The following is a 23,382-nucleotide window of genomic DNA, read 5'->3' on the forward strand; positions in this document are numbered from 1 at the left end:
ACCAAGAACAAAGGATGAGAATTATGTTATATGATGTGGTTATAATCGGAGGTGGACCTGCGGGTCTCACGGCAGGGGTATATGTAAAACGCGCTATGCTAAAAGCGCTGTTAATTGAAAGAACGGGTGTCGGAGGGCAGATAATTATTACCGACCTTGTTGAGAACTATCCGGGATTCCTTGAGATATCCGGGGCAGACCTTGCAAGGAAGTTCGAGGAGCATGCGCAGAAATTCGAGCTTGAAATGAAAAGCATGGTCGAGGTCAGCGAGATCGAGGACAGGGCAAATATAAAAATAGTGAAAACAACAGCTGGGGACATCGAGACAAAGACCGTAATAATTGCATCGGGCACTACACCAAAAAAATTGGGAACACAGGGGGAACTTGAGTTTACAGGAAGAGGAGTTTCATATTGCGCTACATGCGACGGTTTTTTTTTCAGGGACAAGGTTGTAGTGGTAATCGGGGGAGGAGATTCTGCAATCACGGAAGCCATTTTCCTGACAAAGATGGCAAAGAAGGTATATATTGTGCACAGGCGGGATAAGCTTCGCGCAGAAAAGATAAATCAGGAGCATGCTTTTGCGAATCCCAGGATAAGCTTTGTCTGGGATTCTGTTATAGAAGAAATAGCCGGCAAGAACACAGTCGAGAAGGTAATTGTCAGGAATGTGAAGACAAACGCAACATCGGAAATAAGAACTGACGGGGTTTTCATATACGTCGGGCTTATCCCCAACACCGCTTTTGCTAATGTTGAAAAAGACGAGAGGGGATTTATAATTGCAAACGATAAAATGGAAACCTCAATCAAGGGCATTTTCGTAGCCGGGGACTGCAGGGTCACACCCCTGCGCCAGATAGCTACTGCGGTGGGCGATGGGGCGATCGCCGCAGTCTCTGCAGAAAAATATATAGAAGGGTTATAGCCTGAATTTACAGCATTGGCGGTATGAATAGAAGAATGGAAAACCAAGAAGAGCCCAATCTGGATGATTACATATCCGAGGAAGAAAGGGAGCACTTGCTTGCCGGATTGCACAGATTCCTTGTATGGGTAGGCGAGAAAATACCTGAGGAAGTTGAAGTAAATGGAAAAAGCATTAAACTTCACGAACTGATATGGCGATGCGTACATAAAAAAGAGCTCACAGAAGAGGAAAAAAAGCGACTTTTAGATTTAGTTCAATTACTGGAAACAAAAGAGAAACACGATGAAGAGTTTCTTCATAAAGCCAACCTAACCCATGAAGAGGCAAAAAGATTATACGACGAATCTGCAAGCCTGATCCGTGCTATAATGGATTTGAGAGAATGCGAATCAGGTAAAATAAAATTAAAAGAATCAAGAGATGAAATAAGACAGAAAATCGATGATGCACGACGATGGATAGGTTTTTTGAAAAACATAGGTAAAAAAAATTAAATCTCAGGGTGTATTTCCAGTCTCATCAAACATGCGTTTTCTTCATTATCATAGTATTTTTCAATAATTCCGGTCTGGTAAAACCCATGCTTTTCGTAGAATTTTTGGGCTTTGAGATTGCTCAAGCGTACCTCGAGAATAATTTCAAGAACCCTTTCCCTGCGAAAGGTATTGATTATCTCTTTCAAAAGATAGCTCCCTATGCTGCGGTTTTGATATGCAGGGTGTACCGCAAGGGAAAATATGCGTCCTACTTCTAAAGACGCCAGAAAACCTGCAATGTAGCCTACCACAATGCCATTGATTTCAGCTACGAGAAAACCGTCAGGGTTTGTCTCATAGAACTGCATGTAAAGATAAGGGTCATGCTCATCAAACACCATCCTCTCAATATCAATGACCCACTGGAAATCGGAGGGCTTGAATTTTCGTATGATTATCAATGCTGTCACCGTTAAACGATTGGATATACCAAATTTCTCTCGACAAGTTTCTGGACGTATAAGAGTCTTCCGACTGGAATAAACAGAAATTCTGCAAGCGAGGCATGGCAGCTATGTATCTTAAGACATAAGAGCTCAATTAATGCCATCAGGTTTTATTCAAATATTACAGGAGTAATCATCATCGCAGCTAATGACATTGGCGTGAGTTTGTATTACACCAGGACTCCAGGAATCGGAGGGCTCATACGCCAGCAAATTGAGGATTTTTGTGTCGAAGAGCTTACAAACAGGGTCGAAACCACGAATGGTAAATACCTGATAGTAGAACTCTCAAAAAAAAACTGGGATATTCATCATCTCGTGCGCGATCTTTCCAGAATATTAAGGATAAGCCAGAACAGGTTTGGCTGGGCAGGTACCAAGGACAAGCGCGCCCTGACAAAACAGAAAATAAGCATATGGGATATTGGCGAAGCTGACATAGACAGGGTGCGATTGAAGGACGTGGAGCTTGCGGCAATAGGGCGCTCGAATAAAAAAATAAGCCTCGGAGACCTGTGGGGGAACCGCTTTAGAATCACGGTAAGAAATATAGAGCTTTCAAAGGAAGAGACGCTTTCACGGGTAAAAGCCATAACGCAGGAACTTGAGCGGGGCGCGCCGAATTTCTTTGGCGTGCAGAGGTTCGGGGAGACCAGACCCGTGACGCATGTGGTGGGCGAAGCTATCGCGAGAGGAAATTTCAAGGAGGCTGCGCTTACGTATATAGCAAGAGCTTTCGATGGCGAACCTCTGGAAATAAAAAAAGCGCGCCAGTTTGTTGAGGATACGAGGGACTTTAAGGAGGGGCTGAAGTTATTCCCTGTTCGTTTCCAGTTCGAGAGGGCGATGATGAACCACCTGATTGCCCATCCTGATGATTACACCGGAGCTTTCAGGGTATTATCCCCGAAATTACAGGCAATGTTCCTCCACGCCTACCAGTCCTATATTTTCAACATTATCCTTAGCAGGCGTATTGGCTGTGGGATGTCGATATATGAGGCATATGATGGCGATATCGTTTGTTTTAAGAATGAAATGGGCTTGCCTGATACTTCGCGTCTCCAGAAGGTCACAAAGGATAATCTGGATGGGATAAATAATCTCATAAACAGGGGAAGGGCATTTGCGACTGCGCCGCTTTTGGGGTATGAAACACAGTTTGCAGAAGGCGCGCCGGGCGAGATTGAGCGGGCTGTGGTCAGAGAGTTAAATGTCGAGCCAGAAGGTTTCAAAGTCCCTAACATGCCTGAACTGTCATCAAAGGGGCTGCGAAGGGAGATTATTTTGCCTTTCAAGCCTGAATTCAGCGTTGGAGAGGATGATGTTAATGAGGGGAAGACAAAGCTTACCCTTGAGTTCTCTTTGCAAAAAGGGAGTTATGCAACCACTGTTTTGAGAGAGTATATGAAGAAATAAACTTATCATCTTTCCCGCCAAAATATGGTTAATTTGAATTATGAACTTACTAAAGGGTAAATCTCATGGCTGAACTATCAGAAGATCAAAAAACAAACCTACGATTTGAATACGAAAAAACTCAGGATATGGTGGTTCATTTTGATACAATTAACTGGACTATTGGGAGTATTTTTATTGCAGGTATATTCTTGATGATCGGGACTGCTGGCGATAAGATACAAATATATCCATTTCTTGCTATATTTTCTTTCATCGGGTTGCTTGTTTGGAGACTATTTTACCATCGGCATAAAGCAATTATAAAGGTAAAGTTCAAACGTCTACACTATATAGAACAGATGTTAGATTTAAAGCAACACCGTCAAGTTGATGAGATGGATCATCCAAAGGCTGACGCAGAAATATCAAAGTGGTGGATCATCCGTTTTTTGAGGGAGCTTGGTAGAGGAGATCGATACGCAGATATTCTTACATTAGGGATTCCTACTGCTTTGTTATTGATATGGTTTGGACAGGGAATGCCAAAGTAGTGATATAACATGTTCACCATAATCACAGGCGTGCAGTTCGGAGACGAGGGGAAGGGCAAGATCGTTGATATGCTCGCAAAAGACTACGATATTGTGGCGCGCTTCCAGGGCGGGGATAATGCCGGGCATACCGTGGTGGCTGAAGGAAAAACCTACAAACTTCATCTTATTCCTTCAGGCGTGCTTTTCGATGCCCGCCTGCTGATAGGCCCCGGCACTGTCATGAATCCCAGGATTCTGATGGATGAAATCGCCATGCTTGCAGAAAATGGGGTGGAAGTGACGCCTTCAAAGCTCGGAATTGATGCAAAGACAAGCATCATAATGCCTTATCATGTGGCGCTTGACACTCTTCGAGAATCAAAACGCGCCGTGAAAATCGGGACAACGAGCAGGGGAATCGGTTTTGCTTATATAGATAAAGTGGGACGTGATGAGATACAGATGGTGGACATAGCGGATGAAAACAGGTTCAGGAAGCGGCTTGAAGAGATCGCCCCCCAAAAGGAAAATGCCATAAAAGAATTGGGCGGGGACATGAAAATTGCACGCTCTGAGGTCGATGAATACATAGAAATCGGAAAGAAATTAAAACCATACATCACGGATGTATCAAAAGAGATAAACCATGCCTTAAAGAAAGGAAGTAAAGTACTCGCAGAAGGGGCGCAGGGAACTCATCTTGATATAATACACGGCACGCAGAAATTCGTCACTTCCTCAAGCACAATCGCGGGTTCTGCCTGCGCTGCACTCGGGGTCGGTCCCATGAAAGTGGATAGGGTAATCGGGGTCGTCAAAGCTTATATAACGCGTGTGGGGGAAGGACCTCTACCCACAGAGCAGGAAAACGAAATCGGTAAGCACCTGCGTGAAAAAGGCGGCGAATTCGGCACAACCACGGGCAGACCGCGAAGGTGCGGGTGGTTTGACCTGCCGCTTGCAGAAAAATCCATCAACCTCAATGGATACACAAGCATGGCTCTCACCAAGCTCGATGTACTCACAGGGCTTAATCCTTTGAAGCTGTGCATAGGATATGAAATTGAAGGAAAGCAGCTTGATTATCCTCCTCTTCTTTCCGATGAAATCGCTCGATGCGAACCTATTTATATCGAATTGCCCGGGTGGAAAGAGGATATCCAGGACGCTGAAAGTTTCCCCGAACTTCCAGAAAATTCCAGGCTGTATGTCGAATTGCTCGAAGAATTAATGGGTGTTAATATTGAATATGTTTCTGTGGGTCCGGGCAGAAAGCAAACTTTTATGAAATGAAAACAAATACAATATAGAGGAATCATGGAAAAATCAGTAAGACTAAAAGTAGCAGAAGCAGACCAGAGGGACGTGGGAAAGGGAATAGTCCGCATTGATGAGAAGTTCCGAAACGTGCTCGAAGTAAATATTTTTGATGTTGTGGAACTAAAAGGGGAACGTGCCACATCCGCAGTTGTGGGAAGGTCTTATCCCCAGGATGAGGGACTCGATGTCATAAGAATGGACGGATTGATACGCACCAATGCAAAAACAAGTCTGGGAGAATTTGTCGAAGTAACGAAGGCAGAGTGGAAGGAAGCAAAAAAGGTAACCCTTGCCCCTGTGATACAGAATATCCATATCTATGCTCCCAGCGAGAGCCTGCGGGCTATTTTCCATAACAGGACAGTCTCAAAGGGAGACATTATCTCAACCACAAGCGTGCGCAAACCGAGGGAATCTCTTGGCTCTGATGTGATGTTCGAGCATGTATTCCAGGATTTCTTCGGCCCGTCTTCCTTCGGTCTGGGGGAGATAAAACTCCATGTGGTCACGACTGCTCCCCAAGGGATAGTTAAGATAACCGATATTACGGAAGTGGACCTCCTGCCAGAGGCAGTAGGACTTCCGCAGGAAATACCCGAGGTAATGTACGAGGACCTGGGCGGGGTAAAGCCCGCGCTTACAAAAATCAGGGAGATAATAGAATTACCCCTCCGGCATCCTGAACTCTTCAACCGCCTTGGTATTGATGCCCCGAAAGGCGTTTTGCTTCACGGACCCCCAGGCACGGGCAAGACCATGCTTGCTAAAGCCGTTGCAAACGAGAGCGATGCGTATTTTATTACCATAAACGGCCCTGAGATCATGTCAAAATATTACGGGGAAAGCGAGCACAAGCTGCGCGAGGCTTTCGATGAAGCTGAAAAGAATGCCCCTGCCATCATATTCATCGATGAGATAGACAGCATTGCGCCGAAGCGAGCCGAGGTCACAGGCGAAGTGGAGCGGCGTGTGGTAGCGCAGCTTCTCTCCCTCATGGACGGCTTAAAAACAAGAAAGAATGTGATAGTGATAGGCGCAACCAACCGACCTGAGGCGCTGGATATGGCGCTTCGCCGCCCTGGAAGGTTTGACCGCGAAATAGAGCTCCGGGTACCTGACCGGGAAGGAAGGCGGGAGATATTCCAGATTCATACACGAGGGATGCCTCTGGCTGAAGATGTGAGCCTCGATGACCTTGCAGACCGCACATACGGGTTCGTGGGCGCGGACATAGCTGCTTTATGCCGCGAGGCTGCAATGACCTCGCTTCGCCGGGTTCTACCAGAAATCGATCTTGAGCAGAAGGAGATTCCGAAAGAGACGCTGGATAAACTGGTGATCAAGCGTTCTGACTTTGAAGATGTCATGAAGGAAGTCCAGCCCTCTGCGCTTCGGGAGATATTGTTTGAAGTGCCGAATGTGACATGGGAGGATATCGGCGGGCTTGATAGTGTGAAAGCATTGCTCAAGGAGGCTGTTGAATGGCCTTTGCGCTACGGGGAATCTTTCCGAAGGATAGGCGTGGAAGCCCCGAAAGGCGTGCTTCTTTATGGGCCTCCCGGTACGGGTAAGACGCTTCTTGCAAAGGCGATTGCCAAGGAAAGTGAGGCAAATTTTATAACGGTCAAAGGCAGCGATATATTATCGAAGTGGTACGGCGAATCTGAAAAGCATATAGCAGAGATCTTCAAGAAAGCACGGCAGGTGGCGCCGGCAATCATATTCCTCGATGAGCTTGATGCGCTTGCTCCCATGAGGGGAAGCGCATTTGGCGAACCTCATGTAACAGAACGGATTGTAAATCAGCTGCTTTCAGAGCTTGACGGGCTTGAAGAACTGCGGGGAGTTGTGGTCATAGGAGCCACCAATATGCCCCAGCTAATCGATCCGGCTCTTTTGCGCCCGGGCAGGTTTGATGAGATGATACTCGTACCTGTGCCTGATGCGAAAACGAGGCTTGAAATCTTCAGGGTGCACACAAAGAAGATGGCACTAGCTGACGACGTGAACCTTGGCGAATTTGTCAGGATTACCGACGACTTCACAGGGGCTGATATAGCAGCGGTATGCAAGAAGGCGGGAAGGTTTGCATTGCGTGAGGACATAAAAGCGCAAAAGGTGAGACAATCGCATTTCCTGGCTGCAATGGAGGACACAGGTCCGTCTGTTACGTCAGATATAATGAGCTATTATGAAAAGCTCAAGGACGAATTGCGAAAGAAGCGCTCAAAGCAGATAGAAAGCAGACCTGAGATGTATGTATAATAAATAAGGGGGAATATTTTTGATAAAAGAAGGGGTTCTTTTTGACCAGCTCCAGGATAACAAGGTCAAATGCCATGTATGCTCCCACAGGTGTACCATTGCAGAAGGTAAGGTGGGGATTTGCAGAACAAGAAAGAATATTGACGGAAAAATTCACACTCTTATTTATAATACCGTCTCAAGTGAAGCCGTCGACCCTATCGAGAAAAAACCCCTGTACCATTTCCTGCCGGGCACGAAATCGTATTCTTTAGGAACCATCGGCTGCAATTTCAGATGCGAGCACTGCCAGAACTGGAACATTTCGCAAGAGTATGCATACACAGGAACAACAGAGATAACTCCTGAGGAAGCTATCAAAAACGCCTTGGATAATCGATGCAAGTCCATTTCATGGACATACAACGAACCTGCCATCTGGCATGAATATACATATGACAGCGCAGTGCTTGCGAAAAAAGCAGGTTTGAAGACAGTATACGTCACCAACGGCTACATCACGCCTGAGGCGCTGCGGAGAATGGCGCCGTACCTTGATGCTTTCCGGGTGGACATCAAATCGTTTTCCGATGATTTCTACAGGAAAATATGCGGCGCCAGTCTTGCGCCTGTGCTTGAGTCCACAAAACTTGCAAAGGAACTGGGCATGCATGTTGAGGTCATAACGCTTGTTATTCCCACTAAAAACGATTCAAGAGAGGAGATTACGCAGATTGTGAGATGGGTGCGCGATAACCTCGGCGCTGACACGCCCATGCACTTCACGAGATTCCATCCCATGCATAGGATGGATAACCTCCCTTCAACGCCGACGGAGACGCTGGAGATGGCGCACGATATCGCGAAAAAGGAAGGGATGAGGTTTGTTTATACCGGGAATGTCCCGGGGCACAGGTATGAGAATACATACTGCCCGAAGTGCAACGCTTTGCTGATTGACCGCGCCGGCTTTCGGGTGAGCGCGATCAGGATTAAGGATGGGAAGTGCCCGGAGTGCGGGGAGGGGATACCGATTGTGGGATAAATAAGGTACTAGAACTTACTGATTTTCTTATACAGTATAGGGATACGTGGACTCCTGATAAAAAGGCAGTCGAAGAACTGCTTAGTGATGTTATTGTAGGTTTTAAGCACAAAGACGAAATGACTTAATCCTTCTTAGATTCCTTAATTAAATCGCGAAGTTTTTTATACCTCCCAGCTTTGTAATCCTCTTCGCTTTCTCTTATTTGCTCCAGCAGTTCGGTATCAGAAAGAACCTCTAAAGTAGATTTCATGGATTCATATTCATCACTAGAGATGGTTATCCAGCTTGCTTTATGCTCTCCAACGGTTTTAACTTCGCTCATAGCAGGAACAAAATTGTTTTATTAGGTATTATCTTTTCATCCAATATCAGAATCGCAGTTGAAGTTCCAGCTTGGCTCAATTTAAAAGGGCTGGACGAGCTGCTGGCGAATATCAAGTGAGTATTAATTTTTGGCTAATACGATAGCTAAATTCAATTTATCTTCTTCACAAGCGGTATCTCATCGCATTCTGGAAACTTGGGGCATTTGATGCACATGCTCCATATCTTATGAGGCAGCGTGCTCTTCTTCACCCTCACAAAGCCATGTTTTTCAAAGAACTCAGGCACATACGTAAGCGTGATAAGCTTGTTCAACCCGAGAGCCCGTGCTTCCTCCTCGCAGGCTTTGAGTATCTTCGAACCTATCCCCTGCCTCACCTTTTCCGGCTCAACCGCAAGTGATAGGATTTCGCCGTAATCTTCCCAGGTAATATGCAGCGCGCCGCAGCCCACCATTTTATCATCTTCAATAACCACATAAAAATCCCTCAGGTTTTCGTACAGTTCGCTCAAAGAGCGCGGAAGCATCATGCGTTTATCTGCATAATTATTGACAAGCTTCCACACCTTTTCAACGTCTTTGATGGTGGCTTTTCTTAGCAAATGTTTTCCCAAAAATCTGCGTTCATCTGCGTCCCGATTACCCTTCGGGAGCGGGAATCCACGTATGCCCTCGTGGCATACGTGTCTGCGCCCTTCCGAGGCGCGACTCGGAATCTGCTGTTCCATATTTTGCAATTTATGTTCGTTTTTTAAGTTTTGCTGCAAGGGATTCCACCTGTTCTACTGCCGTGCCTATATAATTATCCGGGTTCATTATCGCTAGAATCTCACTTTCTGTCATATATTTTGAGACGGTCGCATTTTTAATCAGGGCATCCTTCATGTGGATACCCGACTCACGGGCAGACATGGCGCACCGGCGCACGATCTCATGCGCCTCCTGCCTCCCAACCCCTTTTTTGCTAAGCTCGATCATAACAGCTTCGCCCATGTTCAAGCCATTGAGCATATTCAGGTTTTTCCTTATGTTCTCAGGGTAAAAGCGCAGGTTCTGTATTATACCTGTGGTAAGGCGTATTATATGGTCTGTGAGCACGCAGGATTCAGGGAATACCACGCGCTCGCACGAGGAATTAGTCAAATCGCGTTCATCCCAGAGGGTATTGTTCAGGAGCGCAGGCTCAACCATTGCCCTTATTATTCTTGCAAGTCCGCACACCTGTTCGGATTTAATTGGGTTGCGCTTATGAGGCATTGTGGAAGAACCCACCTGTTTCTTGCCAAAACTCTCCTCCACCTCTGCTATTTCGCTTCTTGCAAGGCTTCGTATCTCGATGCAGAGCTTATCAAGCGTGGTAGCGACATTTGCCATCCACATCACAAATTCAGCATGCCTGTCCCTCTGGATGATCTGGTTTGAAACATCCGCAGCTTCAATCCCGAGGAATTCCATTGTTTTTTTCTGTATCTCGATACCATTTTTTCCGAAAGCCGCCTGAGTGCCTACTGCGCCGCTCATCTTACCAGCAGTGGCGCGGGGCATTAACTGGTCAAGTCTGTCGATATGTCTGTCAATTTCCGATGCCCATATCGCAAAACGCAAGCCGTAGGTTGTCGGGATGCCGATCTGACCGTGGGTTCTGCCTGCACATACGGTATTCTTATGGGACAGTGCCGTGTCAAGAAGCACAGTTCGCAATTTGGCGGTCTCTTTTCGCAAAATCAAGCTTGCATCCTTTATCTGAAGCGCGGTTGCCGTGTCCAGAATGTCATTGGAAGTGGCGCCGAAATGAACCCATTTTCCCGCATCTTTTGACTGCTCGGTGAGCGCAAGAACCACAGCCATCACATCGTGGTGGATTTCATCCTCGATCTCCTTTACCCTGGCGAGTTTTACTTTGTCCGCGCCCAGTGCGATTTTCTCATCAATTTCTTTTGGGATATAGCCCACAAGTGCCTCGGCTTTTGCAAGGGCAGCTTCAACGGACAGCATTTTTTGGAGGCGTGTCTCTTCATTCCACACAGCCTTCATTTCAGGGCTGCCGTAGCGGTATTCAATGGGGTGGATTGCCATGGAAGTACTTATTGGCTCTATGATTAAAAGAAACTATCGCTGGCACATCATATCTGGATACCGAAAACTTTAAGCGATGCAAAACTTAATACATAATTTATAGGATTCCGAGCCTTTACAACCTTGGAATAAGCAGGGAGTAGCGTTAAGTACATTGTTCGTAACTATTCTGGCATGAGCCAGTGCACGAATGCATGCTTAGTTAACGCTGTATCTCGAATATTATCGCGTGATAGGAGCGGGGTCTGAAACGAATAAAAGGGAGGAAAAATAAATGAATAGAAAAAAAATTAGTTTAGGGCTATTGTTTTTAATAACGGCTCTAGTAGTTTTGCCAGGAGCATCAGCAACTCCTACGTACTATGGGGTTCTGCAATCAATATACGGTGGGCCTACCACATGCCAACTTGATTGTCACACATCAACAAATGGACCGCCGCCATTTACCACTTATGGAAGTTTGTTTTCGGCTAATGCTAGCCATTTCACTGATCCAACAGGAGTATTAAAAGCCATTGGCCCCCCACTGACCTCAATAACAGTCACACCAGCAACAGCACCGCTGTCCGTTGGCGGAAGTCAGACCTTCACGGCAGCTACGCTTGACCCATTCGGTAATTCGATTACTGCAACTGTAACATGGACGAGCAGCAACACAGCAGTAGGCACCATCAATCCAACTACAGGTGTGTTCACAGCGGTTGGAGCAGGAACTGCCACCATAACCGCAACTGGTGGCGGTACTGGTAGCGGAACTATTACCGGAAATGCAACAGCAACAGTATCAGCGCCAGCGCCCACACTGACCCTCACCCTGAACACCACCGTGGACGGCACGAGTACCCCACTGGTGACCAATATCACAAGTGCAGTGCTTCTTAACACAGCGGGCGCTACTGTTGCAACAGCAACATTGCCAGACACCATGACAGCGCAGTTCAGCCTGAGCGGCATAACTCCTGGCGACTACTTCATCAAGGTGAATGGTCATGCAGGCGCCCTCGTGCCTACGCGCATCGACAGCACTGCATCAAGCATCTCCCAGTCCGTGGGATTGAGGCTGCGGAACAGCGTCATCGGCAACATTTCAAATCCGACGTTATACAGGATCAAGTCGTACCCGTCAGAGATTGCCAGCAGCCACGCGGTCGTGAATTATACCACAGGCTTGAATGAAACAATCTATAACTTCGTAATTGTTTCGAACAGTACCAGTAAGATTGAGGTGCGTGTGCTCGGCACGGACGCACTAATGAGCAGCTTTTCGACCACCCAAATTAACCACGACGGTTATACTGACGCTATAACAGGTTTGCCGGTTTCATTCCAGATATGGATTCTTGGAGACGTCAAAAATCCAGCAGATCCAAATGGAGTAGCATTCCTTGGCAACCACGGTCATCTCTACAATGCTTCAACAGATCCCACAACATTCGTTTGCAGTGGATGCCACCCCAGCCTTGGCACAAAGCCAGCTACCTTCCCGCCTCTCACGGGTTTTGGTCAGACCGGCTGGTGCTTCAGGTGCCACAACGGTCCAGGCGGCCCAGGTCAAGGGTTTGTCGATCCGCTTGGACTGGCTCCGAGTGTGACACCGACACCGATACTGGTATCAGCCATAACGCCGACCAGCAGGAATGCAGTGGTAGGCACACCGGTGACGCTATTCATGTCAGTGATTAACGGTGGAACAGCAACAGCCACCAACGTGGGCATCACACAGGCATCCAGCTTACCAGTAACTGTAAGCTATACGCCATGGAACGGAACAGCATTCACAGGTCCAGCAAATACACCAGTGAACATAGCTGGAAACAACGGAGTGGCAAACTTTGTGCTGACCATCAATGCAACATCAGCGTTCAGCAGTTCGTCGCTGACCTTCAACGTGTCAGGCACCAATGCGGCAGCAGCTCCGATAAGTGGAGTGAATACGCTGACAGTGGCAGCAACAACACCAAGTGCAGCCCTGGCGGATGTCATTATGATATCCACAAACCTGAATGTAAGCACAGCGGTCAATACACCCACATTCTTTGCAGTAGCTACATCGAATGTCGGTGTCAGTGCAACTGGTGTAAGCCTTACTGTGGTCGTACCAAATACGATAACAGGACTGGCAACCCAGGTGAACCAGACCAATCCAATAACCGGAGCCATCATCGGTCCGGCGACCGGATTGACCATTAACGCTGGCGCTCAGCCGAGCTTTGGAGTGTTCCTGACACCAACACAGAAGATAAACTTCGATCCAACAAACAACAGGACAACACTGCTGTTAAAGGATGGCAGCGGCAACGTAATCGGAGCCCAGTCAGTGGCAGTATCCACAACGTAAAAGAACACAATGCAGTGAGAGAGGTGTTTATGAAAATAAACACCAGCTCTTTTTTTTTATTTTTAATTCCGTCAACTAAAGTTTTTTTCTTAAAACAAACGCACCTAACTCCAGTTATAGTTGCCTAAGGACTTCACAGTACATGGTAAATAAATAAAACGATTTTTCATTAAAAATAATGATGCGCCCTTGCAGAAGCCGATGTAAAACCGAATAATTTAAGTAGGTGCTCTCTTATGCAAGAAGGTCAAAACGAAGCTATTATTCTGGATTTGATAAGCAATGACACGGGCTGAAATTTTATCTGAGATTAAGAATGCAGAAGAAGAGGCTAAAAATTTTGTCGCACAGGCAAACGAAGCCAGAAACCAGAGGATTTCCGAAGCAAAAGCGAAAGCCAGGGAGTTTATCAAAAAAGCCGAAGAAGAAGCCCTTAAGTTAGCTGCCGGCGAGATGGGCAAAGCACGGGAAATCATCAAAGAAGAAAAAGAAAAGCTCATACAAAAAGGCGCTCTGGAAGCCCAGGAAATCAAAAAGAAGGCAAAAAAGAATACTTCAAAAGCTACAAAATTCATTTTAACCGAGTTCGAGAGGGCTGCAGCAGATGCTTAAACCCACAAAAATGACAAGGGTAGCCATCGCAGGCACAAAAGACCTTATGGAAGCCACGATATCCACCCTTCACAGGTTAAACGCGCTGCATGTCACCGATTATTCAGAGGAGACAGAAAGTTTCAAGATCGGAAAACCCCTGAAGCCCGCCTCCAAGCTTTCGGAGTATCTCCTTACGCTGCGGGCAATATCAAACCAGCTCGGGGTAAGGGAAAAAGAACCGGGGTTAAAGCAGAGCTCGAAGGAATTGCCCTCCCAGATCGATGAAAAAATCACAAAGCTTCAAAAAGAAGTCTCAGCCCGTTCCGATGAATTAAGGAGCATAGAATTTAAGATCAAGGAAAAAGAAGACCTGATATTTTCTGTTAAACCCTTATTCGAGCTTCCTTTAGCTCTGGATGCGTATGCGGGTTATGAGACATTGAAAGTCTATACGGGATATATCGAAGGAGACCTGGAACCAGGGCTCACCAAAATAACGAATAACTATGAACTATTCACAGGGGAATACGAAAAAAGAAAGGTATTCGCGCTCTTTATTCCCGCGGTATTCGTTGATGAGGTTCAAAAACTCCTTCAGGAAGAGCGCTCGTATGTGGAATTAAAGGTCCCCGAGCTAAAAGGGAATCCGCCGGTTATACTCGATGAACTCACAAAAGAGGTTTCTATTCTCAAGGAGAAACATGCCTCCATAAAATCAGAGCTTGATAACATCAAGAAAGAGTATTCAGAATTCATAATGGCAGCGGATGAATACCTCTCCATCGAAACACAGAAGGCTGAAGCGCCTCTGCGGTTTGCCATGAGCCCCAATGCCTTCATCATTGACGGATGGGTGCCTTCAAGAAAATACGATGAAATAGAAAAGGAATTGCAGGAAAGCACCGGAGGGCTGGCTTACCTGACAAAAATCGAAGAGGAAGTAAAAGAGGAAGAAATACCCATCGAGCTTGAAAACCCCTTGGCTGCAAGGCCGTTTGAACTGTTGATTGACACGTTTGCAACTCCGAAATACAGGGAGATCGACCCGTCAATCCTGATTTTCATTACATTCCCTCTTTTTTATGCAATTATGCTTGGAGATGTTGGTTATGGCATTATCGTAGCAGCTCTTGCGATTGTAATCAAAAATAAATTCAAAACCGGTGGGCTCAATGCACTTGCGTTGATATTGTTCCTCTGTGCAGTGTTTTCAGTCATATTCGGTGTCATATACGGAGAATTTTTTGGTTTTCCGCTTTTCAACGTGGTAGTAAAGGGAGAACTGGAACACGGGATTTTCGGAATAGCAGGTCCCACCATTGCAGGAATCCATATACCAGTCCAGAGGTTTGAATCCGTACAGCCGCTGCTTCTGATAACGTTTCTTTTAGGAATAATGCATGTTCTTCTCGGACTCGTCATAGGGTTTAGGAATATCACAATAGAGCATGGATTAAAGCATGCCATTTATGAGAAAGGAAGCTGGATGGCGATATTAATCGGCGGAGTCGCAGCCATAGCAAGATTAATGCCGGCTTTAATCTCAAAGTCGCCTGTCAGGTTGGACGATCCTTTTTTTGCCGGAGGAATTGGACTCGCTTTAATAGGGATAATACTTTTGATAAAAGGTGAAGGATTCATCTCCATAATGGAGTTACCCACGCTGCTGAGCAATATCCTTTCATACGCAAGGATACTTGCAATCGGATTATCCTCGGCAGGAATAGCTCTTGCAGTAAACACACTTTCCATGAACCTGTTCATCAGCCCTGGTGGACATTTGCTCGGAAAGGGAATTGGATTTGCGCTGGTTGGTGTGATTATTCTCTTCATCGGTCATCTAATAAACCTGCTGCTGGGGATTCTGGGTCCAGGGCTTCACTCACTCAGGCTTCAGTACGTGGAATTTTTCACTAAATTTTATGAAGGCGGAGGTACCAAGTACAGCCCCTTTGGTTATAATAGAAAATATACGGAGGAATAAAAAAATATGGTAGATCCATCACAAATGGGATTTGTAGCAGTCGGAGCAGGACTGGCAGTAGGACTCGCAGGCATAGGCGCGGGTCTCGGTGAACAGGCAATTGGTGCGGCAGCAGTGGGAGCAATGGCTGAAGATGAGAAGTTTTTCGGTAAGGGCTTGCTGATGACCGTTATCCCGGAATCAATCGTCATATTCGGTCTGGTAGTAGCGTTGATACTGCTGTTCGTGTTCTAGAGTATTATGGGACTTGATGCGATAGTTGGAGAAATTAAGGCTAAGGGCAGGGCAGAGGCAGATAAGATAAGCGAAGAGACCTCTTTTGAAGTTTCGAAGATTATTGCAGAGGCGCAAGCCAGCGCTTCTAAGCTCAAAGCTGCAAAAGAAGAAGCAGTCAGGAAAGAAATAGATAGGCTGCGGCAGCAGGAACTATCCAGTGCAAATCTTGAAGTCAAAAAAGGGATACTCAACGCACGAAAAGAGATTCTTGACGAAGTATTTGAGGCTGCTAAAGAAGCGGTGAAAAAGCTCCCTGCTGAAAAAAACCAGAAGCTTCTGAAATCGATTATAGAAAAAAACCAGAACAATAACGCCAGGATATATTCGAGAAGCAAAGACAAGCAGGTGGTCAAAAAACTTACAAAACTTGAGCATGCAGCTGAGATTGACTGTATCGGCGGCGTTGTTATAGAGAATGTGGATGGGACAGAAGTCCTGGACTTCAAGTACGATACGATTTTAAAAAATGTCAGTGAGCAGTCATTGAAGCAGGTTTCTGATATCTTGTTCGGGTGAAATAAGGAATGGGAGTTTCAGACGGCGCCAAATATGCATATATCGTAGCCAGAGTCCGGGCTATGAAAAGCAAACTAATTCCAAGGGAGATGTACCCCAAATTCCTCAACATGGAAATACCCGAGATAACCCGGTTTATTGGGGAATCAGAGTATAAAAAAGATGTCGATGAACTTGGGAAAAAGTACCGCGGTACCGACCTTTTTGAACACGCCCTGAACCAGAATTTAGCCCTGACCTACCGCAAATTAATAGAAGTGTCGCAGAATGAAGCCAACTTTTTGATCACCGAATATCTGCGCTACTGGGATATCTGGAATATAAAAACCATTATCAGGGGAAAATTTTCAGGTGCAAGCGAGGAGGAAATCCTTGAAAGTGTAGTCTCTGCAGGGCAAGTGAGGTACAGGGATTTGAGCGAGATTGTAAAGATCGGCACGGTTGAGGGCGTAATCGCAGCCTTTGCAAAAACACCGTATTATCCTGCACTTGAAGGGTATAAAGGAGTTTTAGCTGACATAGAGAATAACCTGGACAAGATGTATTATTCCAGCCTCATTAAAGCGGTCGCAGCCACGGGGAATAAATTGTTCTTAAAATTCCTGAAGACCGAAATAGACCTGAAAAACCTTAAAATCCTTTTCAGGATGAAACGCGCAGCTATGGAACGCGATAGTATAATGAAGATGCTTATACCGGGCGGCATGGAACTAAAAGAGGCTGACCTTGCCAGACTTGCAGCCATGCCCCTTGTCGAATTCGTACGCGCTCTTGAGGATTATTCTTACTGGAAAGCAATATCCGACATCAGCGATCAACTGACTTCTCTCATAAATATCGAAACCCGGCTTGATAAATATGGTCTTGTCTATGCTTCCAAGATATCGTATTACTACCCGCTTTCAATCCTTCCTGTTCTTGACTACATATTAAGCAAGAAGATCGAAGTAGATAACCTCAGGATAATCGTGCGCGGAAAAGAGACGATGCTTCCCGAAGAGATAATAAAAGCACACCTGGTGATGTAGATGGAAATTGCAATTGTAGGAAACAGTGATTTTGTGATAGGTTTCAGGCTTGCAGGCATACGAAAAACCTATGACGCATCTGCGGGCGAGCTTGAAGCTAAAATACAGAGCGTATTGAAGGACAAAAACGTGGGAATTCTCGTTGTTCATAATGATGATATGAAAAAGTTGTCCCTGAACATGCAAAAAACCTTGGATGATTCGGTTGAGCCCACGGTGATAGCTATCGGCGGCAAGGGTGAGAGCACGAACCTGAGAGAAAAAATAAAGCAGGCGGTAGGTGTTGATCTCTGGAAGTAAAGATTGAAACCCCGATAACCCCCGAATTAATTCGGGGGACTAGGGAATTTAAGAAGGTGTCTTGGAAAATGAAAAATAAAGGTGAAATTTATAGGATATCAGGACCGGTCGTAATAATAAGCGGTTTAAATACAAAAATGTACGACGTAGTGAAGGTCGGAAAGGAAGGACTGATGGGCGAGGTCATAGGAATAGAGGGCGAGAAATCCACGGTACAGGTGTATGAAGAAACCTCAGGATTAAGACCCGGCGAACCTGTGGAAAACACGGGCATGCCCCTGTCAGTAGAACTGGGACCAGGACTGCTTGAGAGTATATACGATGGAATCCAGCGTCCTCTACCTGTTTTAAAGGATACCATGGGCGACTTCATAAAACGCGGCGTTTCAGCAAACGGTCTTTCACGCGAGAAGGAATGGGACTTCGTTCCGACGGTGAACAAAGGCGACAAAGTGAAAGGCGGGGATATAATAGGTACTGTCCAGGAAACGCAGAATATCCAGCACAGGGTACTTGTCCCTCCAACTATTTCGGGAACGGTTGATGAAATAAAGAGCGGTAAATTCAAGGTCGATGAGGTGATATGCACTCTCAGCGACGGTAAAGAACTCACCATGATGCAGAAATGGCCTGTGAGGAAACCAAGACCCGTGGGCAAGAAACTGATGCCGAACACGCCATTGATCACAGGTCAGAGAATCCTCGACGGTCTTTTCCCTGTAGCAAAAGGCGGGACTGCAGCAATCCCGGGACCTTTCGGAAGCGGAAAAACCGTGACGCAACAACAATTGGCAAAATGGAGCGATACCGAGATCGTTGTCTACATCGGGTGCGGGGAGCGAGGCAATGAAATGGCGGACGTCCTGAGCGAGTTCCCTGAGCTTGAAGACCCGAAAACTGGCAGACCTTTAATGGAGAGGACCGTGCTGATTGCCAATACCTCGAACATGCCCGTAGCTGCGAGGGAAGCCTCTGTTTACACCGGGATTACCATTGCCGAGTATTATCGTGACATGGGATACGATGTTTCACTTATGGCGGATTCCACATCGAGATGGGCGGAAGCGATGAGGGAGATCTCATCACGCCTTGAGGAGATGCCGGGCGAGGAAGGGTATCCAGCCTACCTTGCAGCAAGGCTGTCGGAATTCTATGAGCGTTCCGGCAAGGTGAAAGCCCTCTCTGGAAGAGATGGTTCGATAACTGTCATTGGTGCAGTTTCACCACCTGGAGGTGACTTCTCGGAGCCCGTTACCCAGAACACGTTGCGTATAGTTAAAGTATTCTGGGCGCTTGACGCCAAGCTCGCACAGCGGCGGCACTTCCCGGCCATAAACTGGCTTAACAGCTATTCACTGTACTCAAAGGTGCTCGGCGAGTGGTATGACAAGAACGTGTCTTCAGAATGGGTAAAACTCAGGGATGATGCGATGCAATTGCTCCAGAAAGAAGCCGAGCTTCAGGAAATCGTGCAGCTTGTGGGTTCTGATGCTCTTCCTGAAGACCAGCAGCTCACGCTTGAGATTGCAAGGATGGTAAGGGAATATTTCCTGCAGCAGAATGCCTATCATGAAGTGGATACCTTCTGCCCCATGGATAAGCAGTACAAGCTCCTGAAAGCTATCACAGCATGGGGCGACAAAGCCCAGTCCGCGCTTGAAGCCGGTGCCGCTATCGAAGACATAATGAAATTGAAATCAAAGGACGACCTTGCAAAAGTCAAATTCGAGAAAGACTTTGACCTCGCACTTGCCGTGATTACAAAGAGCATGGAAGAAGAGTTTACCAAACTGAGGGGTAAGTAACATGACAAAAGAATACAAGACTATAAGGGAAATAGCAGGACCGCTCATCTTTGTAGAGAAAACAGAGCCTGTCGGCTACAATGAACTCGTGAATATTTCTCTTCCCGACGGCACAAGTAAGAGAGGACAGGTGCTTGATACTTCCGGCGACGTGGTCGTGGTGCAGATATTCGAAGGCACGGGAGGGCTTAACAAGGAATGCGGCGTCAGGTTCACCGGAGAAACAATCAAGCTCCCGGTCTCAAAAGACCTGCTGGGCAGGATACTCTCAGGCTCGGGAGAACCCCTGGACGGCGGACCTCGCATCGTGCCAGAGGACAGGCTTGAAATAACAGGCGCAGCGATAAACCCGTATGCACGGCTCCCGCCAAAGGACTTCATCCAGACAGGTATTTCCACCATCGACGGGATGAACACACTCGTGCGCGGTCAGAAACTACCTATTTTCTCAGGCTCAGGTCTTCCGCACAACGAAATTGCACTGCAGATTGCAAGGCAGGCAAAAGTGAGAGGCTCGGAAGAGCAGTTCGCAGTGGTGTTCGCTGCAATGGGCATAACCAATGAAGAGGCGCAGTACTTCATGCGCGACTTTGAGAGGACGGGCGCGCTTGAGAGGGCTGTGGTATTCCTGAATCTGGCAGACGACCCGGCGGTTGAAAGGCTCATCACTCCCAGGCTTGCCCTCACGGCTGCTGAGTACCTTGCATACGAGCACGACATGCATGTACTTGTGATCCTTACTGACATCACGAACTACTGCGAAGCCCTGCGGCAGATGGGCGCTGCAAGAGAAGAAGTGCCTGGAAGGCGTGGATATCCGGGCTATATGTACACAGACCTTGCTTCGCTGTATGAACGCGCAGGCGTTATTAAAGGAAGAAAAGGCTCTGTGACGCAGTTCTCCATATTATCCATGCCTGGAGACGACATCACGCACCCGATTCCAGACCTTTCGGGATACATCACCGAAGGGCAGATTGTGATATCAAGGGAGCTTCACAGGAAGGGTATCTATCCCCCGGTCAATGTGCTGCCTTCGCTTTCAAGACTGATGAACTCAGGCATAGGGGCAAGCAGGACACGGGAAGACCATAAAGCGGTCTCAGACCAGTTGTATGCTACTTATGCCGAGGGCAAAGACTTGAGGGGACTGGTCGCCATCGTGGGTAAGGACGCCCTCTCTGACAGGGATAAGAAATTCCTTGAGTTTGCTGACATGTTCGAGGACAGGTTCGTAAGGCAGGGAGCGGATGAGAACAGGGACATCGAGACCACGCTTGATCTTGGATGGGAACTTCTCGCAGAATTACCCGAGGCGCAGCTCACAAGAATAGATAACAAGTACATAATGAAATATCACCCTGCCCATAAGGCAAAGGAAGAAAAATAAGAATATTATGGCTATCAAGGACACCATAAATCCCACACGCTCCGAGCTTATCGAGCTTAAGAAGAAAATCAAGTTGAGCCAGAGCGGGCACAAGCTTCTCAAGATGAAGCGAGACGGCTTGATACTTGAACTATTCGAGATACTTGATAAAGCGAAGGGAATAAGAGTTGAGGTGGAGAAGCAATTCGCTGTGGCATCGCAGAAGCTTGCCATCGCAAAATCAGTGGAAGGCGTTGTTGTGGTGAAATCCACAGCCTTTGCCCTTAAGGACGTCCCGAAGCTTGAGCTTGAGAGCAAGAACGTGATGGGCGTCGTTGTCCCGAAAATCACGGCTTCAAGCGTGCATAAGAAACTCGATGAGCACGGTTACGGCATCATCGGCACTTCTTCACGCATAGATGAAGCAGTTGACACCTACGAAATCCTGGTTGAGAAAATCATCCTGGCTGCTGAGATTGAGACCACGATGAAGAAGCTGCTTGAGGATATCGAAAAAACAAAGCGCAGGGTAAATGCCCTTGAGTTCAAGGTGATACCCGAGCTCTCTGAAGCTAAGGATTTTATCGTGCTTCGGCTTGAGGAGATGGAGCGGGAGAATACCTTCAGGCTGAAGAGGATAAAGGGTTAACGTCTTTTGGAAAAATCGCTATTTCGAGCATGAAACACTTATCGTTGCGTCGACCCCCGAATGAATTCGGGAGCATCAACGTGGGTGCATAAAGATAGTCTATATATTAATATTTATTTTAATTTATATAGATGGAGCATAGAAAATTACAAATTATACAAGCAAATTAAAACTTAAAATCCAAAAAATTAGTATATATTTCGAACTGAGATACTCATTATATATTAGTTACTGAAGTATGTTCGGAGATACGTCAATAGCAAATTCTTCGGTATGAATTTTTCTGTTACAATCTTTTTGTTCGTGTAAAAGCTCAACTCTAATGTAATTTATTCCTGGTTGAACTAGCTTTATTAAAAATTGTTCATGAATTATGTCATCTAACTCTAACCGTAAATCTTTCACTTTCTCATATTCTATATGGGATATTTTCAGTTTTAAATTAATCAAATTGGGCAGCTTTTTAATGCATGGCTTAGAATATATATTAAATGTAAACAAAATTTCATCATTTTGCTGTGCTTTTTTAGGAATATCTTTCGTCAGCTCAAATCCGATACAATTCTTATAAACCTCAGGATCTACTGCAACACACATCGGTGCAGAAACTTGAAAATCTGTATAAAAAAACATATGTATTAGTTCTATAATTTTTTCGTCCAAATGAAGTGCAGTAAGATCTTTTCCATACACACTTTTCAGAATATTCTCAGCATATTCTACATTTTCTTCTGCTTCTTTAGTTTTTTCCTTCTTATTAAATTTATATGCGATGATTGTATACTTGGTCAATCTAGCTTTTTCAGCAGCCTTTAGTTGATGATTACTCAAAAATTTGTTTTCTATTTCTAGAATGATTTTTTCTAGGTTGTCAAATTCATCCTCTATTCTGTACTTATATTTTTTAGTTTTTTCCGTCTTGAATCCTATATGTCCCAAAATAGAACTAACACCTGTTGTTGTTCCAGTTTCAAATGGGTGCATACCATGTTCTAGATTAATAAATTGTTTATAGAACTCGCACATCGCAACATTTACATGTAGTTGGGTTTTTACATCATCTTTTATATTAGGGCAAACATTCAGGGTTTCTTTAAAGATTTCTTGAGCTCTGATAAATTTATTTGTAATTTCATCTAATATTTTTCCGTTTATGAATTTTCCCTTATCAGACACATCAATATATTTACTAATTGCGTCAAGTACGAGAAGTCTTCCTCTTGCTTCTCGGGAATAATAAATTCCTGTATTTTTTAAATGGTGATTGCTTGTCAAATCAGCCAGCTCGTCAAAGAGAATTTTAGCAGTACTCAACATTTCATAGGATTTATCACGGTTATGCTCTTGTATGAGTTCTTCTGCATATTCATGAAAGAAAGATGCTTCATAAAATTTCTTATATTCCATATCTATTTCTTCTTCTGAGGCTTTTTTATAACATTCTGCAGCTTTTTTATGTTCCCCCAATTTGCTATAGTGCCGAGCCGCTTTAGAATAATCACCGCACTTTTCAAAACTCTCGGCAGCTTGCTTGAGATAATACTGGCTTTCTTTAATGTTATTAATTGTTCGGTTGCTTTCGTAAAGTTTATGGGCATATTCTGCAGCACTGCAATCGAGTCCTAATCTTTTGCTTTCCTTATATTCGTCCTCCAAAAT

Annotated in this window: 22 protein-coding genes; 17 read left to right on the forward strand and 5 right to left on the reverse strand. The window is 45.7% G+C overall.

The features are described 5' to 3' along the window. Positions 1–14: 14 nt before the first annotated feature. Together trxB and O8C68_03755 are read left to right on the forward strand one after the other, a co-directional pair. Positions 15–932, forward strand: a complete 918-nt coding sequence (gene trxB, locus O8C68_03750) for a thioredoxin-disulfide reductase (protein ID MCZ7394921.1) — start codon at positions 15–17, stop codon at positions 930–932. A 23-nt stretch (positions 933–955) separates the two neighbouring features. Continuing rightward, on the forward strand, positions 956–1,429 hold the full coding sequence (locus tag O8C68_03755; GenBank protein ID MCZ7394922.1) for a DUF5788 family protein: 474 nt from the start codon (positions 956–958) through the stop codon (positions 1,427–1,429). On the opposite strand, the gene rimI is transcribed toward O8C68_03755, so the two are convergent. Then, positions 1,426–1,872: a ribosomal protein S18-alanine N-acetyltransferase gene (rimI, locus tag O8C68_03760; protein MCZ7394923.1), complete on the reverse strand. Its 447-nt coding sequence runs from the start codon at positions 1,870–1,872 to the stop codon at positions 1,426–1,428. The genes O8C68_03755 and rimI overlap by 4 nt on opposite strands. Before the next feature lie 198 nt (positions 1,873–2,070). Here rimI and truD point away from each other — a divergent pair, with 198 nt between their 5' ends. The 5 genes from truD (at position 2,071) to amrS (ending at position 8,460) form a co-directional block, all read left to right on the forward strand. Further along, positions 2,071–3,336 (forward strand): tRNA pseudouridine(13) synthase TruD, encoded by a 1,266-nt coding sequence (gene truD, locus O8C68_03765; GenBank protein MCZ7394924.1) that lies wholly within the window; start codon positions 2,071–2,073, stop codon positions 3,334–3,336. Between the two features lie 65 nt (positions 3,337–3,401). After that, on the forward strand, positions 3,402–3,869 hold the full coding sequence (locus O8C68_03770) for a hypothetical protein (GenBank protein ID MCZ7394925.1): 468 nt from the start codon (positions 3,402–3,404) through the stop codon (positions 3,867–3,869). Positions 3,870–3,878: 9 nt separating this feature from the next. Then, positions 3,879–5,144, forward strand: a complete 1,266-nt coding sequence (locus O8C68_03775) for an adenylosuccinate synthase (protein ID MCZ7394926.1) — start codon at positions 3,879–3,881, stop codon at positions 5,142–5,144. A 24-nt stretch (positions 5,145–5,168) separates the two neighbouring features. After that, a complete protein-coding gene (locus O8C68_03780; protein ID MCZ7394927.1) occupies positions 5,169–7,436 on the forward strand; it encodes a CDC48 family AAA ATPase in 2,268 nt (755 codons plus the stop codon). Positions 7,437–7,455: 19 nt separating this feature from the next. Then, positions 7,456–8,460 (forward strand): AmmeMemoRadiSam system radical SAM enzyme, encoded by a 1,005-nt coding sequence (gene amrS / locus O8C68_03785; protein ID MCZ7394928.1) that lies wholly within the window; start codon positions 7,456–7,458, stop codon positions 8,458–8,460. Between the two features lie 124 nt (positions 8,461–8,584). On the opposite strand, the gene O8C68_03790 is transcribed toward amrS, so the two are convergent. From O8C68_03790 to purB, 3 genes are all read right to left on the reverse strand, one after another. Next, positions 8,585–8,785 carry a hypothetical protein gene (locus tag O8C68_03790; protein ID MCZ7394929.1) on the reverse strand — a complete coding sequence of 67 codons (201 nt, stop codon included), beginning with the start codon at positions 8,783–8,785 and terminating at the stop codon, positions 8,585–8,587. 152 nt (positions 8,786–8,937) lie between these two features. Further along, complete coding sequence (locus O8C68_03795; GenBank protein MCZ7394930.1) at positions 8,938–9,390, reverse strand: N-acetyltransferase; 453 nt, start codon at positions 9,388–9,390, stop codon at positions 8,938–8,940. A gap of 136 nt (positions 9,391–9,526) precedes the next feature. Beyond that, complete coding sequence (gene purB / locus O8C68_03800; GenBank protein MCZ7394931.1) at positions 9,527–10,864, reverse strand: adenylosuccinate lyase; 1,338 nt, start codon at positions 10,862–10,864, stop codon at positions 9,527–9,529. Positions 10,865–11,138: 274 nt separating this feature from the next. Here purB and O8C68_03805 point away from each other — a divergent pair, with 274 nt between their 5' ends. The 10 genes from O8C68_03805 to O8C68_03850 all read left to right on the forward strand — a co-directional run bounded on the left by O8C68_03805 (position 11,139) and on the right by O8C68_03850 (position 21,723). Then, positions 11,139–13,202 carry an Ig-like domain-containing protein gene (locus tag O8C68_03805; GenBank protein MCZ7394932.1) on the forward strand — a complete coding sequence of 688 codons (2,064 nt, stop codon included), beginning with the start codon at positions 11,139–11,141 and terminating at the stop codon, positions 13,200–13,202. 282 nt (positions 13,203–13,484) lie between these two features. After that, positions 13,485–13,814: an ATP synthase archaeal subunit H gene (gene ahaH, locus O8C68_03810; protein ID MCZ7394933.1), complete on the forward strand. Its 330-nt coding sequence runs from the start codon at positions 13,485–13,487 to the stop codon at positions 13,812–13,814. Further along, positions 13,807–15,780 carry a V-type ATP synthase subunit I gene (locus O8C68_03815; GenBank protein MCZ7394934.1) on the forward strand — a complete coding sequence of 658 codons (1,974 nt, stop codon included), beginning with the start codon at positions 13,807–13,809 and terminating at the stop codon, positions 15,778–15,780. Before ahaH ends, O8C68_03815 begins: the two co-directional genes overlap by 8 nt. Positions 15,781–15,786: 6 nt before the next feature. Further along, positions 15,787–16,014, forward strand: a complete 228-nt coding sequence (locus O8C68_03820; GenBank protein MCZ7394935.1) for a V-type ATP synthase subunit K — start codon at positions 15,787–15,789, stop codon at positions 16,012–16,014. 6 nt (positions 16,015–16,020) lie between these two features. After that, positions 16,021–16,572, forward strand: a complete 552-nt coding sequence (locus O8C68_03825) for a V-type ATP synthase subunit E (GenBank protein ID MCZ7394936.1) — start codon at positions 16,021–16,023, stop codon at positions 16,570–16,572. 8 nt (positions 16,573–16,580) lie between these two features. Further along, positions 16,581–17,600 carry a V-type ATP synthase subunit C gene (locus O8C68_03830; GenBank protein MCZ7394937.1) on the forward strand — a complete coding sequence of 340 codons (1,020 nt, stop codon included), beginning with the start codon at positions 16,581–16,583 and terminating at the stop codon, positions 17,598–17,600. Continuing rightward, positions 17,601–17,900, forward strand: a complete 300-nt coding sequence (locus O8C68_03835) for a V-type ATP synthase subunit F (protein ID MCZ7394938.1) — start codon at positions 17,601–17,603, stop codon at positions 17,898–17,900. Between the two features lie 68 nt (positions 17,901–17,968). Beyond that, positions 17,969–19,705 carry an ATP synthase subunit A gene (locus O8C68_03840; protein ID MCZ7394939.1) on the forward strand — a complete coding sequence of 579 codons (1,737 nt, stop codon included), beginning with the start codon at positions 17,969–17,971 and terminating at the stop codon, positions 19,703–19,705. Between the two features lies 1 nt (position 19,706). Then, on the forward strand, positions 19,707–21,095 hold the full coding sequence (locus O8C68_03845; GenBank protein ID MCZ7394940.1) for an ATP synthase subunit B: 1,389 nt from the start codon (positions 19,707–19,709) through the stop codon (positions 21,093–21,095). A 7-nt stretch (positions 21,096–21,102) separates the two neighbouring features. Beyond that, positions 21,103–21,723, forward strand: coding sequence for a V-type ATP synthase subunit D (locus O8C68_03850; GenBank protein ID MCZ7394941.1), 621 nt, complete (start codon positions 21,103–21,105; stop codon positions 21,721–21,723). A gap of 228 nt (positions 21,724–21,951) precedes the next feature. Here O8C68_03850 and O8C68_03855 read toward each other — a convergent pair. Next, positions 21,952–23,382, reverse strand: a 1,431-nt coding sequence (locus O8C68_03855; protein MCZ7394942.1) for a hypothetical protein, incomplete at its 5' end; no start/stop codon positions are given.

Origin of the sequence: Candidatus Methanoperedens sp. (assembly GCA_027460525.1) — an archaeon.
Lineage (GTDB): Archaea > Halobacteriota > Methanosarcinia > Methanosarcinales > Methanoperedenaceae > Methanoperedens.